The 18,502-nt window shown below is 37.3% G+C and carries 22 protein-coding genes; 5 read left to right on the forward strand and 17 right to left on the reverse strand.

Annotation, left to right across the window (positions count from 1 at the left end):
* Positions 1-38 precede the first annotated feature (38 nt).
* The 3 genes from HDC90_RS16020 to HDC90_RS16030 form a co-directional block, all read right to left on the reverse strand.
* Positions 39-1,271, reverse strand: a complete 1,233-nt coding sequence (locus HDC90_RS16020; RefSeq protein ID WP_184468115.1) for an MFS transporter — start codon at positions 1,269-1,271, stop codon at positions 39-41.
* A 101-nt stretch (positions 1,272-1,372) separates the two neighbouring features.
* Complete coding sequence (locus HDC90_RS16025) at positions 1,373-1,594, reverse strand: coproporphyrinogen III oxidase (protein ID WP_184468117.1); 222 nt, start codon at positions 1,592-1,594, stop codon at positions 1,373-1,375.
* 122 nt (positions 1,595-1,716) lie between these two features.
* Positions 1,717-2,025, reverse strand: coding sequence for a phosphoribosylpyrophosphate synthetase (locus HDC90_RS16030; protein WP_184468119.1), 309 nt, complete (start codon positions 2,023-2,025; stop codon positions 1,717-1,719).
* An 80-nt stretch (positions 2,026-2,105) separates the two neighbouring features.
* Between HDC90_RS16030 and HDC90_RS16035 the strand changes: the two genes are divergently transcribed.
* The 3 genes from HDC90_RS16035 to HDC90_RS16045 all read left to right on the forward strand — a co-directional run bounded on the left by HDC90_RS16035 (position 2,106) and on the right by HDC90_RS16045 (position 4,773).
* Complete coding sequence (locus tag HDC90_RS16035) at positions 2,106-2,591, forward strand: PaaI family thioesterase (protein ID WP_184468121.1); 486 nt, start codon at positions 2,106-2,108, stop codon at positions 2,589-2,591.
* 10 nt (positions 2,592-2,601) lie between these two features.
* Positions 2,602-3,231: a helix-turn-helix domain-containing protein gene (locus tag HDC90_RS16040; protein WP_184468123.1), complete on the forward strand. Its 630-nt coding sequence runs from the start codon at positions 2,602-2,604 to the stop codon at positions 3,229-3,231.
* Between the two features lie 183 nt (positions 3,232-3,414).
* A complete protein-coding gene (locus HDC90_RS16045; protein WP_184468125.1) occupies positions 3,415-4,773 on the forward strand; it encodes an MATE family efflux transporter in 1,359 nt (452 codons plus the stop codon).
* Between the two features lie 141 nt (positions 4,774-4,914).
* Here HDC90_RS16045 and HDC90_RS16050 read toward each other — a convergent pair whose 3' ends face one another.
* The 7 genes from HDC90_RS16050 to HDC90_RS16080 all read right to left on the reverse strand — a co-directional run bounded on the left by HDC90_RS16050 (position 4,915) and on the right by HDC90_RS16080 (position 10,667).
* On the reverse strand, positions 4,915-5,649 hold the full coding sequence (locus HDC90_RS16050) for a hypothetical protein (protein ID WP_184468127.1): 735 nt from the start codon (positions 5,647-5,649) through the stop codon (positions 4,915-4,917).
* Positions 5,650-5,687: 38 nt separating this feature from the next.
* Positions 5,688-6,371: a pseudouridine synthase gene (locus HDC90_RS16055; protein ID WP_184468129.1), complete on the reverse strand. Its 684-nt coding sequence runs from the start codon at positions 6,369-6,371 to the stop codon at positions 5,688-5,690.
* A 41-nt stretch (positions 6,372-6,412) separates the two neighbouring features.
* Complete coding sequence (locus HDC90_RS16060; protein WP_184468131.1) at positions 6,413-7,315, reverse strand: histone deacetylase; 903 nt, start codon at positions 7,313-7,315, stop codon at positions 6,413-6,415.
* Positions 7,315-8,175: a bestrophin family protein gene (locus tag HDC90_RS16065; RefSeq protein ID WP_184468132.1), complete on the reverse strand. Its 861-nt coding sequence runs from the start codon at positions 8,173-8,175 to the stop codon at positions 7,315-7,317. The genes HDC90_RS16060 and HDC90_RS16065 overlap by 1 nt, the downstream gene beginning before the upstream one ends.
* Positions 8,176-8,212: 37 nt before the next feature.
* Positions 8,213-9,502, reverse strand: coding sequence for a kynureninase (gene kynU, locus HDC90_RS16070; RefSeq protein WP_184468134.1), 1,290 nt, complete (start codon positions 9,500-9,502; stop codon positions 8,213-8,215).
* Positions 9,503-9,567: 65 nt separating this feature from the next.
* Positions 9,568-10,173, reverse strand: coding sequence for a DNA-3-methyladenine glycosylase (locus tag HDC90_RS16075; RefSeq protein WP_184468136.1), 606 nt, complete (start codon positions 10,171-10,173; stop codon positions 9,568-9,570).
* A gap of 14 nt (positions 10,174-10,187) precedes the next feature.
* Positions 10,188-10,667, reverse strand: a complete 480-nt coding sequence (locus HDC90_RS16080; RefSeq protein WP_184468138.1) for a GAF domain-containing protein — start codon at positions 10,665-10,667, stop codon at positions 10,188-10,190.
* Between the two features lie 130 nt (positions 10,668-10,797).
* Between HDC90_RS16080 and HDC90_RS16085 the strand changes: the two genes are divergently transcribed.
* Positions 10,798-11,487, forward strand: coding sequence for a DUF3291 domain-containing protein (locus HDC90_RS16085; protein ID WP_184468140.1), 690 nt, complete (start codon positions 10,798-10,800; stop codon positions 11,485-11,487).
* Positions 11,488-11,503: 16 nt separating this feature from the next.
* Entirely contained in the window at positions 11,504-11,755 is a 252-nt protein-coding gene (locus tag HDC90_RS16090; protein ID WP_184468143.1) for a hypothetical protein, read from the forward strand.
* A 592-nt stretch (positions 11,756-12,347) separates the two neighbouring features.
* On the opposite strand, the gene HDC90_RS16095 is transcribed toward HDC90_RS16090, so the two are convergent.
* The 7 genes from HDC90_RS16095 to HDC90_RS16125 form a co-directional block, all read right to left on the reverse strand.
* Positions 12,348-12,713, reverse strand: coding sequence for a Dabb family protein (locus tag HDC90_RS16095; protein ID WP_255497711.1), 366 nt, complete (start codon positions 12,711-12,713; stop codon positions 12,348-12,350).
* 62 nt (positions 12,714-12,775) lie between these two features.
* The gene (locus tag HDC90_RS16100; RefSeq protein ID WP_184468145.1) at positions 12,776-13,270 is read right to left on the reverse strand and encodes a YMGG-like glycine zipper-containing protein; all 495 of its coding nucleotides are present in this window, start codon (positions 13,268-13,270) and stop codon (positions 12,776-12,778) included.
* A 126-nt stretch (positions 13,271-13,396) separates the two neighbouring features.
* Entirely contained in the window at positions 13,397-14,122 is a 726-nt protein-coding gene (locus HDC90_RS16105; RefSeq protein WP_184468147.1) for a diphthine--ammonia ligase, read from the reverse strand.
* Entirely contained in the window at positions 14,112-14,798 is a 687-nt protein-coding gene (locus HDC90_RS16110; protein WP_184468149.1) for a Sir2 family NAD-dependent protein deacetylase, read from the reverse strand. Before HDC90_RS16110 ends, HDC90_RS16105 begins: the two co-directional genes overlap by 11 nt.
* A 12-nt stretch (positions 14,799-14,810) precedes the next feature.
* Positions 14,811-15,770 carry an ABC transporter substrate-binding protein gene (locus HDC90_RS16115; protein WP_184468151.1) on the reverse strand — a complete coding sequence of 320 codons (960 nt, stop codon included), beginning with the start codon at positions 15,768-15,770 and terminating at the stop codon, positions 14,811-14,813.
* A gap of 177 nt (positions 15,771-15,947) precedes the next feature.
* Entirely contained in the window at positions 15,948-16,535 is a 588-nt protein-coding gene (locus HDC90_RS16120) for a DUF6580 family putative transport protein (protein WP_184468153.1), read from the reverse strand.
* A 41-nt stretch (positions 16,536-16,576) separates the two neighbouring features.
* Entirely contained in the window at positions 16,577-18,445 is a 1,869-nt protein-coding gene (locus HDC90_RS16125; protein WP_184468155.1) for a TonB-dependent siderophore receptor, read from the reverse strand.
* Positions 18,446-18,502: the final 57 nt, after the last annotated feature.

The raw sequence follows: 18,502 nt of genomic DNA on the forward strand, positions 1-18,502 counted from the left end.
GTCTGAAGTCTTTAGTTCTTAATCCAAAGCCCTAAAAATTAATGTTCTAAATAGTTGAGGTCTTTATTAAAGCTTTCTTTTAAAGAAGCAACAGAGATCATGGCAATTACGGTTACAATTCCCATAACTATAAAACCGGCCGAAACAATATTGTAACGGTGTACAAAAAATTCGAAAACAAATGTGATTGGAATTAACGCTCCGCGTACAAAATTTGGTGCTGTAGTGGTAACAGTCGAACGGATGTTAGTGCCAAACTGTTCAGCGGCAATAGTAACGAATGTTGCCCAATAGCCAACTGCAAAGCCCATAAACAGGCAGATCAGGATAAAACTGCTCTCGGTTAAACCTGTACTATTTAAATAAACAAGTACGGTAATCACCGATAAACTTTGAAAAATAAGTACTGTTTTTTTTCGTGATTTTAACACCTGAGCCAAAAAGCCACATACCACATCACCAATGGCAATACCAAAATAGGTGTACATAATCCCTGTACCCGCATTTAATAAATCTTTAGCGCCCAGCGCTTTACCAATTTCTGGCGATTGAGTAACTAAAATACCTACAATAAACCAAAGTGGAAGTCCTAAGCAGATACAGGCCAGGTATTTTAAAAATCTTTTCCGATTGGAGAAAAGCATAAAAAAATTACCTTTCGAAACCTCCTTACTTTGATCGGCATGTTTAAACATACCCGATTCGAAAGTACCTACACGTAAAAGCAATAACAAAAGTCCCATGCCACCCCCTACAAAATAAGAAGTTTGCCAGGTAAAATGTTTGCCAATTGTAGCTGCTGCTGCTGCTCCCAGTAAACCGATACCAGCTACCACCATAGTACCGTAACCACGTTTTTCTTTATCCATGGTTTCGGTAACAAGGGTAATCCCCGCGCCTAACTCTCCTGCCAAACCAATGCCCGCTATAAACCTGATAATGGCATAAGTATGTACATCTGTAGCAAAACCATTGGCTATATTCGCTAACGAATACATCAAAATTGATCCAAATAATACTTTTATTCTGCCAAATTTATCGCCGATAATACCCCAAAGTAAGCCTCCAAGCAATAAACCTAACATCTGCATATTAATCACATACTCTCCTTCGGTACGCATATGCGCTGCAGAGACGCCGATATCGGTAAAACTTTTTACCCGTACAACAGAAAATAGAACAAGATCATAAATGTCTACGAAGTAGCCCAAAGCAGCTACAATAACTAAGAAAATTACATTGCGGTTGTTTGCGTTTGCTTGAAGATCCATTTAATATTTGGTTTAAGCGTTGAAAGTACGCAATAACACAAATATTTAAAATAGTTTTTTAAAATAAAAGCCACTCTTGCGTTAGAGTGGCTTTTACATTCCTACATTGGAGGATTTTTTTTCGTTGTATCAGGTGGCATTTTGGTAGTGTCAGGCACTTTTTTAGCGGTTGTGTCTGGCATTTTTTTAGTTGTATCCATCATTTTTGTAGAATCCGTCGCAGTACTGTCTGAAGAACCAGCCATATTTTTAGACGAATTGCATGCTGAAGCGGCTATCATAAGAGAACCCGCAAAAGCAAGACTTAAGATTATTTTTTTCATAGTTTTTATTGTTATCTATCAAACTAACAACCTTATAATCATTTGGTTTTATTTTTTTTTATTTCACACCGCCAATTTTTTATCGATAATATTGATTATTAATATGTTACAAAATAAAAGTATTATTGATGATGGATCTTTAACTTATTCAGCAATTCTGACGATATATTTTCAGCATATACCCCATAACCATCTACCAATACGCCTTTTAAACTTCCTACATTTGACGAAATGGCGTAAACAACCGAGCTATCAGCCGGATCAGTCATTCCTTCGAAACGGTATACCTCATCTATTTCAAATTCTTCAGGCTTCAGGAATAAATTAACTGATTTACATGCTAAAGCATCAGCCGTTAAATTGAAATCTAAATTATAACCACGACTATCTAAATCTATTAAAGCGTCGGTAATGGTATCATAAACATACATATTTCTAAATTACGGAAATATTACTAAAACAAGATCTGCAAAACTTTAAAAGGTGATAAAACTTTCTGATATTAGTAAGTATGATTATTTCTCAAAATACCCTCAAATGGGTAATGCGTTTTTACCCACCCCTATTTTTTCAACGCATTTGGGTTCAGAGATTTGAAAATGATTTTAGAAGCTGTACGGTTAAGCTTAGTAAGAGTTTTCTGAATAAAAATTATAACGGCTCTATTTTTGGAGGTACTATTTATGCAGCTACAGATCCATTTTATGCCCTGTTATTTGATCAATTAATGCAACGCCGGGGCTTTAAAGTCCGTGTATGGTTAAAGAGTGCCTCTATCCAGTATTTAAAACCCGGTCGTTCTACCTTATACTTTACCATAACAGTAACTGATGATATGCTGAATGAGGCTGAACATGCATTAAAGACCATTGGGAAGTTTGTAAAAGCCTACCCGATGGAAATTACAAATAAGGATGGTGAGCTCTGTGCTACCGTGATGAATGAAGTGTATATCCGAAACCTGCATCAGGGCGAAACGCCTAGAGTTGCTTATTAATTTTTAGATTATGCCGAGTATTAAGAGTTTAATTTTGCAGGGTGAGGGCGTTATGCTCGATTTTAAGAAAACCATTACCAGTACCGAGAAAATTGCCAAGAGCTTGGTTGCTTTTGCCAATAACAAAGGTGGCAAATTATTAATCGGAGTGGCTGATGATGGATCTGTTAAAGGCGTAAAATCAGAAGAAGAGGAAAAATATATGATCTTAACTTCTGCGCACCAGTTTTGCAAACCGGCAATTGAGCCTTACTTCGAGGAAATTTATGTAGATGATAAATTGGTTTTGGTAGTTAATATTCCCGAAAGTGATACCAAGCCACATTATGCACTTGATCATCAAAAAAAATGGTGGGCTTATATCCGCATTGATGATAAAAGTGTTCTAGCTAGCCGGATTATTCTTGAAGTACTTAAGCAGGAATATAAAAACAGTGGGGTTCTTATTTCCTATTCTGAAAATGAAAAAAAACTGCTTGAATACCTGGAGCAAAACGAAAAGATTACCTTAAAAGAATTTAGCAAACTGTTGCGCAGCTCGTACCGCAAAGCCCAGAAAGTATTGGTTAATTTAATTCTGACCAATGTGATCAAATCGCATACCACAGAAAAGGAAGAGTATTTTATTGCAGTGAAGTAATTTTTCTTGCAAGCCCATTACCTGCCCCCCTCATCCTGAACTTGTTTCAGAATCTAAACAAACCGATTTTTTGCATGATAGATGCCGAATAAATTCGGCATAACGATCATCTTTCGAAAACCTTACATTAACTTTTCTACATCCCTATTTTTTGAGTTTTAAAAACCCGACCTTTGCAAACCTATGTTTTCTAAAATTTACACCAAGTACAAGCCCTATTACAAGGAAAATCTTCATTTGGCGCTGCCAATTGTAGGCTCTCAGGTGGGCCATACTTTGGTACATATGGCCGATAGTATTATTGTAGGTCATTTTACGAATACCGTTCAATTAGCTGCGGTTTCGTTAGTGAATAGTATATTTATGCTTATCCTCGTAATCGGGTTAGGCATTTCTTATGGTTTAACACCACTTATTGCACAGGAAAACGGTCGTCAGAATTATGGCGAATGCGGAAAGCTTCTTTCAAACAGTCTCATCATTAATATTTGTGTAGGTATATTTTTATATATACTTGTTCAATTGGGGATATTTTTTGTGATCGATCACCTGGAGCAAACACCTGAAGTAGTACGTTACGCAAAACCTTATCTTAATCTTTTATCTGTTTCGATCATTCCTTTATTAATTTTTCAGACTTTTAAACAGTTTGCAGAAGGCTTAGGCTTTACTAAACAAGCCATGTTTGTTTCTATCTGGGGAAATGCCATCAACATTATTTTAGGAATCATTTTCGTGAAAGGAATGTTCGGTATTAAATCAATGGGTGTTAGTGGTGTAGGTTTAAGCACATTAATCGACAGGATTTTAATGGCTACCGTAATGTGTTTTTATGTACTGCGTTCCCAGCACTTTAAAAAATATCTGATCAGTTTTAAAGCCACTTTCTTTGATAAAATAAGAGCAATTAAGATTGCTAAAATTGGGATGCCAGTAGCCATGCAATATTCTTTTGAAATCAGTGCCTTTAGCGGTGCAGCTGTACTGATAGGCACAATTGGTGCGGTAGAACAGGCTGCACACCAGATCGCGATTAGCTTAGCCGCCATGACCTATATGATTGCCAGCGGTGTAGCATCAGCAGCTACCATTAAGACGGGAAATAACTTTGGCAAGAAAAATTTCGACGATTTACGTCATTCTGCCATAGCCAGTTACCACGTTATTTTGTTGTTTATGTCTATCACAGCAGTGATTTTTGTTTTGGCAAACAACATAATGCCCTTTATTTATACAGAAGATGCTGCCGTTATTCCTATTGCTGCCCAGTTATTGATTATTGCTGGCTTTTTTCAGCTGTTTGATGGCACACAGGTGGTTGGTTTAGGTGTTTTACGTGGTATTGGCGATGTTAACGTTCCTACTTTTATTACCTTTTTAGCTTATTGGGTGGTTGGTATTCCTATAGGTTATATACTGGGATTTCATTTTAATTTAGGTGTTAATGGTATTTGGTATGGACTAACACTAGGTTTGTTAACGGCTTCTATCCTATTGTTTATGCGTTTTCAGAATAAAACAAGGAGTTTGAAAGCAGGGTAATGTTATTTTGAGTAGCCGCAAAGAATCTTAGCTAGTGGTCTTCGACGTGCTGAGACTGACATTTTTTTTATTAATGGATTAAAATACCAGCTAAATTATTTGTTATGCCATCCTGAGCCTGTCGAAAGGGCTTTACTCATACTATTTACCCCCTACATTAACCACAACACCGATGGTAAAGATAGAATTGCCTGCTGACATGTATTTGCGGCTCTTTAAACCAATATTACTGCTTGTGGTATATTGCAACTGAAAAGTTTTACTGAGTGCCATACGCGTAAAGAATACGGGTTCAAAGAAAATATTGTCTTCTTTTGGCTGAACAACGCCATTTAAAAAGAACCTATCCATCTTGATATGACTAATCCTTAATGCCGTACCGTAGTTAATTGGGAAGTCGGTTCCAAATAAATGCAGGTTGTTTTTCTTTTTCGAACTATAATTTACCTGTAAAAATGTTTTCCGGTAATCTACTTCCTGCAATTCGGAACTGATAAGGATATCATCTTTATAATCGCGGAAGGTAATATCGCTCCAACCCTTTCCTACACCTGCATAAACTTCTATAATCCGGTTATTGTCAGGCCCAAAAGTATCAAAATATCCTCCACCAATTTCAATAAGTTTGTGCCCAAAATCCTTGCTTTTTCTTTCGCTATTCATCCTCGATCCGCTAAAAAGCACACCAATATGATCAGAAACGGCATAAGCGCCATTAACACTGGCGTTGCCTTTTAAAGAGATATGTGCACCACCACTAAATTCACCCTGTTTACTCAACATGGGGGTATTTGGAACGTTTGGCATATAAACAGATGAACAACTGGCTGCAAAAAGCGCTAAAACTGGGAGTGTAAAACGTAAGTATTTAATCATAGATGCTATATAAACAGATTTTAATGGCAAAAATTGTGTTACTGTGCCATTTTCATAAAATCCATCACTCTTTTAAACTCATTGTGCAAACCAGCTTTTAAATGGATTTTTGCTTTTGTGATGGGATGAGAGAATGTTAATTCTGAAGCATGGAGCAGCATAGTTGTCATATCCCACTGTTCCTTGAAAAATTTGTTTTGTTTATTGCAGCCGTGCGTTCTGTCTCCAATAATTGGATGTAATATATGGCTAAAGTGCCTTCTCAGTTGATGCATCCTCCCCGTTTTAGGTGTAGCCTCTACCAATGAATACCGCGATGTAGGATGCTTACCAAAAGCTACTGCTACCTCTGCCCTTTGAAGTGTCCTAAACGAAGTGAAAGCATCTTGCATGGTTCCGTTTTCTTTGGCTAACGGATAGTCGATATCCATGGTATCGGGTGTGAAACCACGTAGGATAGCCAGGTATTTTTTATCGGTCTCTGCGTTCATAAACTGCTGATGCACAGCAATTTCAGGCGATTTATCAAAAGCAAACAATAAGATTCCGCCGGTCTTTCTATCCAATCTATGCACCGGACTAACATGTTTGCCAACCTGGTCTCTTAATAACTGAAGCGCGAACTCTGTGGCATCTCTCGCAATGGAAGATTGATGTACCAATAATCCATGTGGTTTGTTAATTGCAATTAGATTTTCGTCCTGATAAATAATCTCCAACATATAGCCGCGAAGATAAGGATATTATGGTTTTGTGTGTGGGCTTAAACAAATAAATCAAAAGCCAGCCGGTAGGTATTACAATGTGCATCTACAATATCTCTGATATCGGCGGAGTAACCACCGCCCATACTCACCTGCACCGGTAGATTTTTATTTTTACAGGCCTGCAGTACCATACTGTCACGTTCTTTGCATCCTGCTTTACTTAAAGCTAGTTTACCCAGTTTATCAGTAAAAAGCACATCTACCCCTGATAGATAAAATACAAAATCAGGCTTTGCTCTTTCGAATGCCTTTTTTAAATTTACACTTAAAGATGACAGATATTCTTCATCTTGTACACCATCATCTAAAGGCACATCCAAGCTTGAAATTTCTTTTCTAAAAGGGAAATTTTTATCGCCATGCATAGAAAAAGTGAATACCCTTGGCTCGTTTTGAAAGATTTCTGCAGTGCCATTCCCCTGGTGCACATCTAAATCGATTATTAAGATTTGTTGAGCTAAATTTTTATTTAACAGATAATTAGCCGCAACGGCCTGATCATTTAGCAAGCAAAAACCCTCTCCCCAGTTGCTGCCTGCATGATGTGTGCCTCCTGCAACATTAAAGGCAATGCCGTTAGTTAATGCAAAATGGGCAGCATCGATTGTGCCCTGTGTAATTCTCAGTTCACGCTCTAAAAGCTGCGCATTTAAAGGAAAACCTATCCTTCTTTGGTCTTTTGCTGATAATGTTAAATCCCTAAGCTGTTCCCAATATGCTTTTTCGTGAGATAGGAGAATAATGTCTTCAGAAACCTGCTCAGGATTAAATAAATTCTGCGATGTTATAGTGCCTTCATGTAAAAGTTGTTCAGGTATCAATTCATATTTAAGCATCGGAAAACGGTGCCCTTCGGGTAAAGGATGCGCGTAGAGTGGATGCCAGGCAATCTTAATCATTAACCTAAAATCTCCTCTACGTGTTTTTCGATGTTCGTACAGATCTGATCTACCGGGAGGTCGTTCGCATCTTCTCCAAACGGGTTCTCTATTTCTTCAGCTATCAGCTCCAAACTCGCTAATACATAGAGAATAAAGGGAACAATCGGCACCACAAAATAACCTAAACTAAATACCCATCCAAAAGGTAAAGTAATAACGTAAATAAAGATAAACTTCTTGATAAAAGCACTGTAAGAATATGGGATCGGTGTATTTTTGATACGTTCGCAAGCGCCGCAGATATCAGTAAATTGATTAAAATCGCCTGAAAACACAATAAACTGCTCCTGTGAGATAGCACCTTTTCCGAGTAATTCGTATAACCTGCTAATCAAGCTCCCTGCAATCTGATTTGGAATGTGTTTACCTTCTTCAACTTCTATTAAAAGACTATTTTTACCAAAATACATTCTTTCGCGTAAATGCTCCTTTAAGGCAAAAGCATATTTTGGAATACCGTATTCAAAAAAGCGAATATCCTCTTCTGTCAATTTAAGCGCTTTTATTTTCATAGCCAGGTTGCGGCTCACATTTGTTAACGAGCCCAATAACTTTCTTCCTTCCCACCATCTGTCGTATGCCGTATTTGTTCTAAAAACCAATAACATCGATAGCACAAAACCCAACAAGCTATGCATCATACCAATATTGGTTACATAACTGCTTTTCGAAAGTTGAAAAAAACTGAGTTCTGCAAATGCTACCAAGCCCGAAAAAACAGCTACTGCAAGCATTAATGGCCACAGTTTCCGAAAAGTGTCGCTTTTGTGAATATGAAAAATGAAGGTGCTCCAGTCTTTAGGATTGTAATTAATCATTTCTTAGTTTTTTTATTTGATGAGCGTTTGCGCTTCTTTATTGTAAAACTGCTTTACTTACTTTTAAAAGTGCTTGTCCGGCATGATAAACATCTTCGAAAGAATTATAAAGTGGGACAGCACTTAAACGGATCACATCAGGCTCGCGCCAATCGCCAAGTATATGATTGGCCATTAAACCATCAAAGATCTGTTTACCATTACGTTGTGCAATGATAGATAATTGCGCCCCTCTATCTTTAGCGATTTTAGGCGTAATGATCTTAAACTGCTCTACACCTATTTCTTTATTTACTTTATTTATAATAAATTCAAGATAAGCAGTTAAAGTAATACTTTTACTTCTTAATGGCTCCATAAAGCCTGCCTGTTCAAAAATCTGAAGAGACGCATGATATAAAGCCATAGGCATTACCTGTGTACAGCTTATCTGCCAACCGTCTGCCCCGGCTTCTGGAACAAAACCTTTTTCCATTTTAAAACGCTTACTTTCCTGGTAACCCCACCATCCGGCAAAGCGATTTAGTTTGGTATTATTGAAATGTTTTTCATGAACAAAGATCCCGCTTATTCCTCCCGGCCCTGAATTTTGATATTTGTATGAGCACCAGCAGGCAAAATCTATACCCCAATCGTGAAGCTTCAAAGGTACATTACCTGCAGCATGGGCCAAATCCCAACCTACAATTGCCCCAATTTCATGCCCTGCTTTTGTAATGGCTTCCATATCATACCATTGCCCGGTGTAATAATTAATTCCACCGAATAACACCAATGCAATTTCACCTGCATTTTCTTTGATCTGAGCAACGATATCTTCAGTACGAAGTATTTCTTCACCTTCTTTAGGAAAAACCTCTATAATCGCTTCTTTTGGATCAAAACCATGAAACCTCACCTGGCTTTCAATAGCGTATTGATCAGACGGGAATGCACCGCCTTCCATAATAATTTTGAAACGCTTGCCTTTGGGCTGATAGAAACTAACCATTAGCAAATGGAGATTTACAGTTAAGGTATTCATTGGGCATACCTCCATTGGAAATGCCCCGACAATCGGAGCTATTAGATCCTTTAGTGCTTTATGATAGAACATCCAGGGCTCATTTCCATCAAACCACCCCTCTACAGCATAGTTCGCCCAGTTATTAAGCTGATTTTCTAAAACTTCACCAGCTACTTTAGGTTGAAGACCTAACGAGTTACCACACAGGTAAATAAAATCTTTTCCATTATGGTTTGGGAATAAAAAATGAGACCGAAAATTACGTAACTCGTCAGCTTCGTCTTGTGTTTGTGCAAATAATAAGTTGTTTTCAAAATTCATCGCCTCAATATTACAAAAAAAGCAGGTATTGTTTCCAAACCTGCTTTTCAATTTATGTTATTTTATTAAACCTTATTTGGTTTACTCACATATTTATTGCCTTTTACAAAGAAGCGCCAAGGCAACAAAGCATGTTCCTGAGCGTATGCAATCCCTACGCGTGACGCAGCTACAATATCTTCGTTTTGATATCGAATAGCATGGTCTTCGATCCAGATTTCATCACCGGTAAGATTTTTGGCATTAAAAGTTTTATCAATCCCTAATGCTTTTGCCGCAGAGCCCGGACCTGCTGAAATGGCGCCTTTTGTATGCGACATGTTTCTCCTCTGCTCAATAATATCAACCCCAACCAAAGGCTCAATACCCCTAATCAAAACAGCATGAGGATCGTTTTCTTTGGAACTTACAATATTGAAGAGATTGTGCATGCCATAACAGAGGTACACATAAGCAATACCGCCACTACCGTACATAGTTTCTGTTCTGTTGGTCCTACGACCACCATAGGCATGTGAAGCTTTATCCTTTATGCCAAAATAAGCTTCGGTCTCTACGATAATCCCTGCGGTAATTTCGTTATCAATTTTGGTATACAATACCTTACCCAACAGATCTTTAGCTAAGCTAACCACATCTTCATTAAGGTAATATTCTTGCTTTAACTTCAATATATTTATATTAACTATCTATTCAATATAACCGATATAACTTTCTCTAAATAAACCTTATCTGTTTCATCAAATTTATTTAAAACTTCGCTGTCCACATCTAGAACCCCTATCACTTCTCCGTTCACCACCAATGGTAAAACAATTTCTGATCTGGAAGCAGATGCACAGGCGATGTGACCAGGGAATTCTTCCACATCCGGAACAATAATGCTTTTTGCCTGTTGCCATGACGTCCCGCATACCCCTTTCCCTTTTTTAATGCGTGTACAGGCTACCGGGCCTTGAAATGGCCCCAGTACCAATTCATCCTCTTTAACCAGGTAAAACCCTACCCAGAACCAGTTAAATTGTTCTTTTAGTGCTGCTGCTACATTTGCAAGATTTGCAATGAAATCTGTTTCACCATAAAGTAAAGCGTCGATCTGCGGGATGATCGATTGATATTGTTCTTCCTTTGATGCGTTTCTGGTGATGGTTAAATCTTCGGCCATTTTTTAATTTCTATAATCAAAGTTAATTATGATTTATGAAATACAGGCTAACCAAGGTTTTTAATGACGAAAATTTGAATGATAACCTATCCTTAAAATTCTTAGTTTTGGCCTAATTAATCATGAGTTTATGATCGTAGCCTTAACCATTACCAAATTCCGCGGCCTCGCCGTGCCTTTTGCCTTTATAGGAATGGCAGTTTTAAGGCTACCATTATGGTTAAATAAAAGATGTAGGTTCTGGAAATTAATGGGAAGCGGGAAAGATGCTCAGGTAGACCTAGCCCCCAATTATAAGCATTGGGCAGTACTTACAACCTGGGATGACCAGAATGATTGTGATGCTTTTTATCGTGATTCTTTTGTACTGAAATGGTTTAGTTTCTTTGGAATTGAAAACTTTTCCATCTTATTAAATCCTTTATCTAGTCATGGTTTATGGTCAGCAGTACAGCCATTTAAAACTGAAGAAACAAACAGAAGTCACTCAGGAAAAATTGCTGTAATTACCAGAGCTGCAATTAAATATAACAGGTTAAAAGAGTTTAGGCAGAATATTAAAAGGGCAGCCGATGCCATGCGCATTGCCCCAGGTTTTATTTTATCAGCAGGTATTGGAGAAAATCCATTTTTCGATCAAGCCACGTTCTCAGTCTGGACTGATTCGGATAGCATGAAGAACTATGCTTACAAATCTATTGATCATGCTGATGTGATTAAACTTACCAGGGAACGCGAATGGTATAAAGAGGAGTTATTTGCCCGTTTCTCGATTGTAGATAGTTGGGGCACGCTAAATGGTATATCTGTTGAATTGTAAATAAAAATATAAATAAATGAGAGTAGTAGCAGAACTTCCACATCCGGAATGTAAGATTACCATTTTTTCGATGAATCAAAAATACATCGTAAAGTTTGAACAAGGTACTTTTGAGCAAAGTTATAAACTTGCAGAACTTGATCTAAGTGGAGGTGGAGTTAATGATGTGTTTGAAATTATAGATGAAGTGTTTATTCAAACAGTAATAGCACGTTTTAAAATAATGCGTTCTGATTTTACATCTGCATATAACAGACATCAATATTAATAATTAAACAATGTAAATAATTGATTATTAATCAATTAACTAGTTATTCGAAATTATATTTTGATTTTATCGCTATTTTTCGCTGCTGGCATCATGCTCAATGCCAGTTTTCATTTAAATGATTTACGGTAACTTATTGATATACTTTATTTTAAATATATTAACAAAATATAATTCTTAATGCTTATTTAACCAAATAAATGGGAGGTTTGGTACTTTAGGCGATAAATTGTTATTTTATCAACGATGACTTATCCATAGTTCAAAGATTTCTTAACTCCGTTATCATTCACAGTTTTTTAAGAAAAGTCGTCATTCCCATTCAAGTGGTAAATCTTAATACAATCTCTGTCATTGAGAAAACTAACAATAAAGATTTTTCACTACCTCTACTACTAGCAGATTCCAATAACGGCTGTCATTCTCGTATGGCATTAAGATTCCCAATCACGTTGGGAATGACGATTTCTTGAGGATTATCACGGCTTAAAATCTCATTGCGATTAATATTGATTTTTATACCAATAAATTATCCCTCAAGATGATGAAACGATGGAATTCCATTTACCCCATGTTTCCTTGGCTAATACGATTAAGAAATGACCGTATCGTGTACCACTACCCTATACCAGTTTTTCGAAAATTTCTCTACAGCGTCCAGATGCGCTTTATCTTCCTGATAAGCATTATGGTCTGCGATGTTGGCGAACGTAATGGTTAGCGAATAAGTAAAAGAGTTATCGGTTACTGGACGTACAGGTGTGTTAGCGGCTAGACCGTAGCTTAATGTTTTGATATATTTGATTGGCTTTAAGCTTTCGAAGAAATTAGCGAAATCTGCAATTTCGGTTTTGGTTAGTTGAGGTTTTAACCAGAACATTACGAAGTGTTGGATCTGTCCTTTATCTGCGGTTTGAGTTTCTATCATGGTTCTTTTTTCGTTAAATATATAAATCATTTTTTTGGGCACAAAAAAAGTCCCGATTTACATCGCGACTCCATATATTTTAAAAACCTTTTTTAGTTTTTAGGCTGCACACGACCAGATTTTCTATCTTCACCTCTGCCGATTAAATATCCGCCACCTGCTCCAACTAATCCACCGATTATAGCACCTCTACCTTTTTTCTTATCGATTAAAGCACCACCAACTGCTCCTGCTGCACCCCCGATAACTGCACCTTTAGCTGCATCACTCCAACCTTTTTTCTTAGCTGTTGGTTGTGCACCACCATAAGCGCCAGTAGAACCACCACCAGAACTTGCATAAGATCTAGATGAGCTTGCCCTTCTTGCAGCAGCTAGTTCTGCCTGATGTTTAGCTTCTTTTTCTTGCTCTACTTTCGCAACTTCAGCTTTTTTAAAGCTATCTAATCTTAAACTATCCTTAATGGCCTTAATAGCCAACTGTTTTTCGGCCTGTTGCTGTTTTAATGCTGCTTCTTCTTTTGCCTTATTGTTACAAGCAAATAACACTGAAGAACTTAATGCGATTACTACCAATATCTTTTTCATAAACCTAATTTTTAATGATACTTGTTTAGCTACCTAACCTTGCTAAACAGGTTTCAAACGATGTGTGATTTAGTTAATTATTATTGTTAAAGAAAAAATGATGCCAAAATGTTTTTAAAAGAAAAATTATTCCAATAAATCTATATACCAGAAGCCAGAAAGTGCAGTGGTTGAGCAGGGTGAATCATCATCAATTGCGGTTTTGCTTGGGGCATTATAGGTTCTGAATACCTTCTCTCCCGTCGTAAAGGCAATTTTATTTTTGAAAATTGGTCCTTCAAATGCAAAGGTATGAAACTCTCCATTTTCGCCACAGGGATCAATATCTGTGGGAAGCTGCTTGATTAAATCAAGGCTGATTACTTTTCCACAGAAATTTTCGAGATTTTGCTGCGTGCAGACAATGATGGTTTTATAGTTCAGGTTTAGAAATTCTTCAATTAAATGTTGTGTTTCTTTTTTCCAAAGCGGGAAAATAGCCTTAAGCCCAATTTCTGCCAATTTGTTTTCGCGATAAGTACGTAAGTCGGCTAAAAAGATATCACCAAAAATAGAATGGGTAATCCCCTCCTCTTTAAATTTAGAAAGATGATGCTTCATGGTACTGTCATAGCTTGCCATATCGGGCATTTCGCTCAAACGGATCTGATACAGTGGAATGCCAATACTTTCAGCCTGTTTGATTAGTAAAGCTTCTCTAACACCATGCATGGAAACACGATTATATTTTTCAGTAACTGTAGTAATCAGGTATCGGATTTCGATAGTGGGATCTTGCAAAGCATAATGCAAAGCCAATGTGCTGTCTTTACCGCCACTCCAATTAAAAATACAAATCTTTTTATCTGGCATTGATTAGGATTTCTTTTAACGCCGCAACGCCTTCTACTGCATTTTTTTCAATGTTGATTACGTTCTTATAACGTTTTACATCGGGTGTTTTTGGATCAATAATGTATTTATTAACAAAGGAAGGCACAAAATCGATTAAACCTGCTGCGGGATAAACAGCTAACGAAGTTCCGATAAGCACAAACAGATCGGCCTGTTTGCAGCGTTTAGCGGCTACCTCAATCATGGGTACGGCTTCGCCAAACCAAACTACATGTGGACGAAGTTGAGAACCTAGCTCACAAAGCTCGCCCATTTTAATTTCTGAACCTACAATGGGATAGGTTAAATCTGTTTTTTTATCAGATTGAGACCTGGTAATTACACCATGAAGATGCGTAACTTTAGTAGAACCTGCCCTCTCGTGCAAATCATCAATGTTTTGGGTAATAATCTCAACATCAAAATCTTTTTCTAATTCAGCCAGTATCTGGTGAGCAAGATTGGGTTTTGCAGCTAAAACCTGACGTCTTCTTTCATTATAAAACGCTTGTACCAATTCCGGATTTCTTTCCCAGGCTTCGGGGGTAGCAACATCATAAACATTATAACCCTCCCATAAACCATCAGAATCCCTAAATGTTTTTAACCCACTTTCGGCACTGATTCCTGCTCCTGTTAAAACAACTAATTTCATAAATATGATTGATTACACAGACTTAAATGATTGCATCGATATTGGTGATTTTATGGATTGCGAAAAGTTAATAAACTTCTTAGCTAAGTTTTTGTCAGCTATAAAAATCTCTGGGTGAAACATACAAGCTAAAGCTTCGATACCCTCAACTAGCGTACCTATACTGGGCTGGGTAAACATATCAAAATCAGCAATATAAACCTGGTTGCTTTTTACGGCCTCTAACTCTTTCCAACCTGTTTTTGAGGTTAGCAGCTCCATTTCTTCCATGCTTCTTTCCATATCAAAACCACATGGGGCAATAACTAAAACCTCTGGATTATATTTCAGAATTTTATCCCATTGCGTTACGATAGAGTCTCCACCGGGATTAGACAGCATATCAACACCACCAGCGGCAGCAATCTGAAATGGAATCCAATGTCCGCAGTTGTAGATCGGTTCGATCCACTCCATTAACATCATCCTTTTTAAAGGCGCACGGTTTGCCCTAAGCTGATCTAAAATATGATCTGTTTTCTTTTGCAGCCCTGCCAGATAGTTTAACGCTACCTCTTCCTTTCCTAAAGCCCTGGCAATGATAATGGCACATTCAAAAACATCCTGTAAGTTATTTGGCGATAAAGGAACGAGTATAGGTTGTTTACTAAGCTTCATTACGGCTGTTTCGGTACAAACCGTATCGATGTTGCACACTTCGCATATATCCTGTGTAAAAACCACATCAGGGGCGATGCTTTCCAATAGTGCATCGTCTACCCAATACAAACTTTTGCCTTGTGCTTTTGATGCTGAAAATATACGGTCTATTTCGACGCTTGAATAGTTTTTGCCTTCTAATATGCAGCGTACAACTTTAGGCTGAACTGCTGCCTCTTTAGGACACTCGAATGTTACCCCATGGAGATATTCTTGCAGGCCCATATCGTAAATCATTTTTGTAGCAGCAGGTAAAAAGGAAACAACTTTCATATCAATATTTTATGTGTTATCCTGAACTTGTTTCAGGGGCTGACAGTCTTTGTTAGATGCTGAAATAACTCAGCATAATGAAGAGTCTAAGTTAAAAAAAATCCTCTTTTGAATCGAATCAAAAGAGGATTTCTATGTTGTTTTCGCTTGATTGGTATTATACCAAACAATGGATATCTACAACTTTTGTCTTTGCAGTTTCAATACTGGGTATCTTGCTTTTAAAATTTCAAAAGCTCCAAAAAGTAATGCACCATAAATCACTGTTCCCTCTAAGAATCTGATCTCGAATGGAATGGCTTTAATTAAACAATCTATAAACCCATTGAAGTTTTGTGTATATAGCGGGTTCTTATACCATGAGCCAATATCACTTACAATCCAATGGATAAATACGATTACAATTGTAGAAAGTAATAAGCTGGCAATATTTACCTTTTTTAATAAGAAACGACTCGCCAAAACCATTAATGCAATTGCAAGGTAGGTCCAAAGTTCCTGAATTAAGAATATATCTACATACTTTTTATAGATGGTTGTATAAAGCACTAAATCGCTTAAAAATAAACTCAATAGCGGAAAAGCAAATGCTTTAAGATGATCTTTAAAATATGCTCCGCCAAATAAAGCTACCGCTCCTATTGATGAAAAATTAGCAAACTTTAATTCATCTGAGTTAAATGTTACCAGCAAACGGAAAGCCGTTATTGCCAATATCATTAACAACAAAATTAAAGTACGTGGATTAAATTTTAAATGAGACATCCTATTTTTGGTTAATATGTATGCTGCAAAGTTAAATTTTATTAGTGTATATTAAAAATTACTCCGGTATTAAAGTTGAAACCTAAGCTATTATAACCAATAATCTCGTTGTATTTTTCGTTCAGGATATTTTTAGCATCGAAAAACAGTTTTACACGTTTTTTAGCCAAAGCGTATTCTGCACAAGCATTTAACAACTTGTAAGCAGGCAAATTATCTACCGTGTAAGTGGCAAAATTACCATCTTTACGCTTACCAAAGTAACGGAAATTGGCACTTAAATATAAATTACTTGTAGCCTGTGCGCCAGCAGTGATCCCAAATGTATGTTTTGGTCTGCGGAAAAGATAGTTAGCAACGGCATTATCAACAAAGTTAAACTCATTCCCTTCTACGTAAGCATAATAACCATTGATGTTAAACACACTGAATTTAGCCCCTGGTTCAACTTCGAAACCTTTAGCTTTCTGACTTACCTGGTTAATATATCCATTAGGATAAGCATAAATGATTGCATCAGTTAAATCTCGCTTGTAACCTGCTAAACGTAAGCTAAATTTGTCGTCAGCAAAGCTAAAATTAACACCAGCCTCGTAATTCTTAGATTTCTCAGGCTTTAAGTCCAAATTAGCCCCAAACTGACCAAAAAGCATGTTCAAGGTAGGCACTTTAAATGCTGTTGAAACTGTTCCAAATAACTTTATTTCCTTAATGATGTTAATACTTGGGGTGATGGAGTAAGTATAGTTTTCGCCATATTGTTCGTGTTTATTGTAGCGTCCGCCAACTTCAAGGTTAAATACACTTAAATCGTGTAAGAATAATGATCCATAAGCAGCAAAAATATTAGTTTCGGGCTTATTCGTTGCTGATGATAATTTCATCACACGGTTATCGATACCCACCAATAAATCGAGTTTGTTTCCTAACTTTTGGTTGTAGAATAAATCCAATAATGATACACGACCTTCATTAACACTAGGATATTGGCTGTGTGCATCGTTTCTGGTACTTTCGAAGCTATAGTTTAAAGTTACTTTACCGGTAGCAAATTCATATTTGGCATTGGTACCTGCAGCAAAGTTTTTCAAAATCGAATAATTGTTGGCGTCGGTGAAAGCACCACCATCAAATTTATAATTACCATAATAATAACGTACAAATGGATTTACCGAGAAATGATTATCCAATTTGATTCCAAAGTTTGCATTTAGGGCATCGGTTTTAAAACCGTCTTTATCAAATATCGCTGCGCTTCCCACTGGTGTTGCTCCTTCTGAAATCCCATCGGTTTTAGCATGGGTATAGTTAATGTTATAAGAAAAACCTTCAACTCCACCGTTTAAACCAATGGTTCCTTTATAAGTTTCGTAACTACCCGCACTGGCCACACCATAAACGGTATTTCCTTTCGGGCCACCCTTTTTGGTGATAATATTGATTACCCCTGCAACGGCATCAGAACCATAAATGGTAGACTGGCCTCCTCTTAAAATTTCAATGTGATCGATCTGATCGATAGAGATCAATCTTAAATCGAATGCGCCTCCGTTTCCTGATGGATCGTTCTGTACAATACCATCAATTAAAACCACTGCATAAGCACTTCCTGCACCTCTAAAAAATACCGACTTGTTTAATCCAGGGTTGCTGCTAGCACCCGCTACAATAATCCCTGCCTGCTCGCTAATAAGTTCTGGCAATGATTTCCCGTTACTGCGCTCCAATACTTCGCGACTGATGATAGTGACCACTTTTCCGGTCTGGGATTGTTTCTGGTCATTTTTGGTTGCAGAAATTACAACATCTTTGAGCTGCAAACTATCTTGAGTTTGAGCATTAGCCACCTGGCCAATCATTAACTGTGCGAGCCCCAGCCCTGCTACAGTTAGCATACTTTTTTTGTTCATTTGATTGTGAGTTTTGCTCACAGCCAACAGATTAGAAAAGGAAATGAAAATACGAAC

The sequence above is a fragment of the Pedobacter sp. AK013 genome (assembly GCF_014205835.1).
Taxonomy (GTDB): Bacteria; Bacteroidota; Bacteroidia; order Sphingobacteriales; family Sphingobacteriaceae; genus Pedobacter.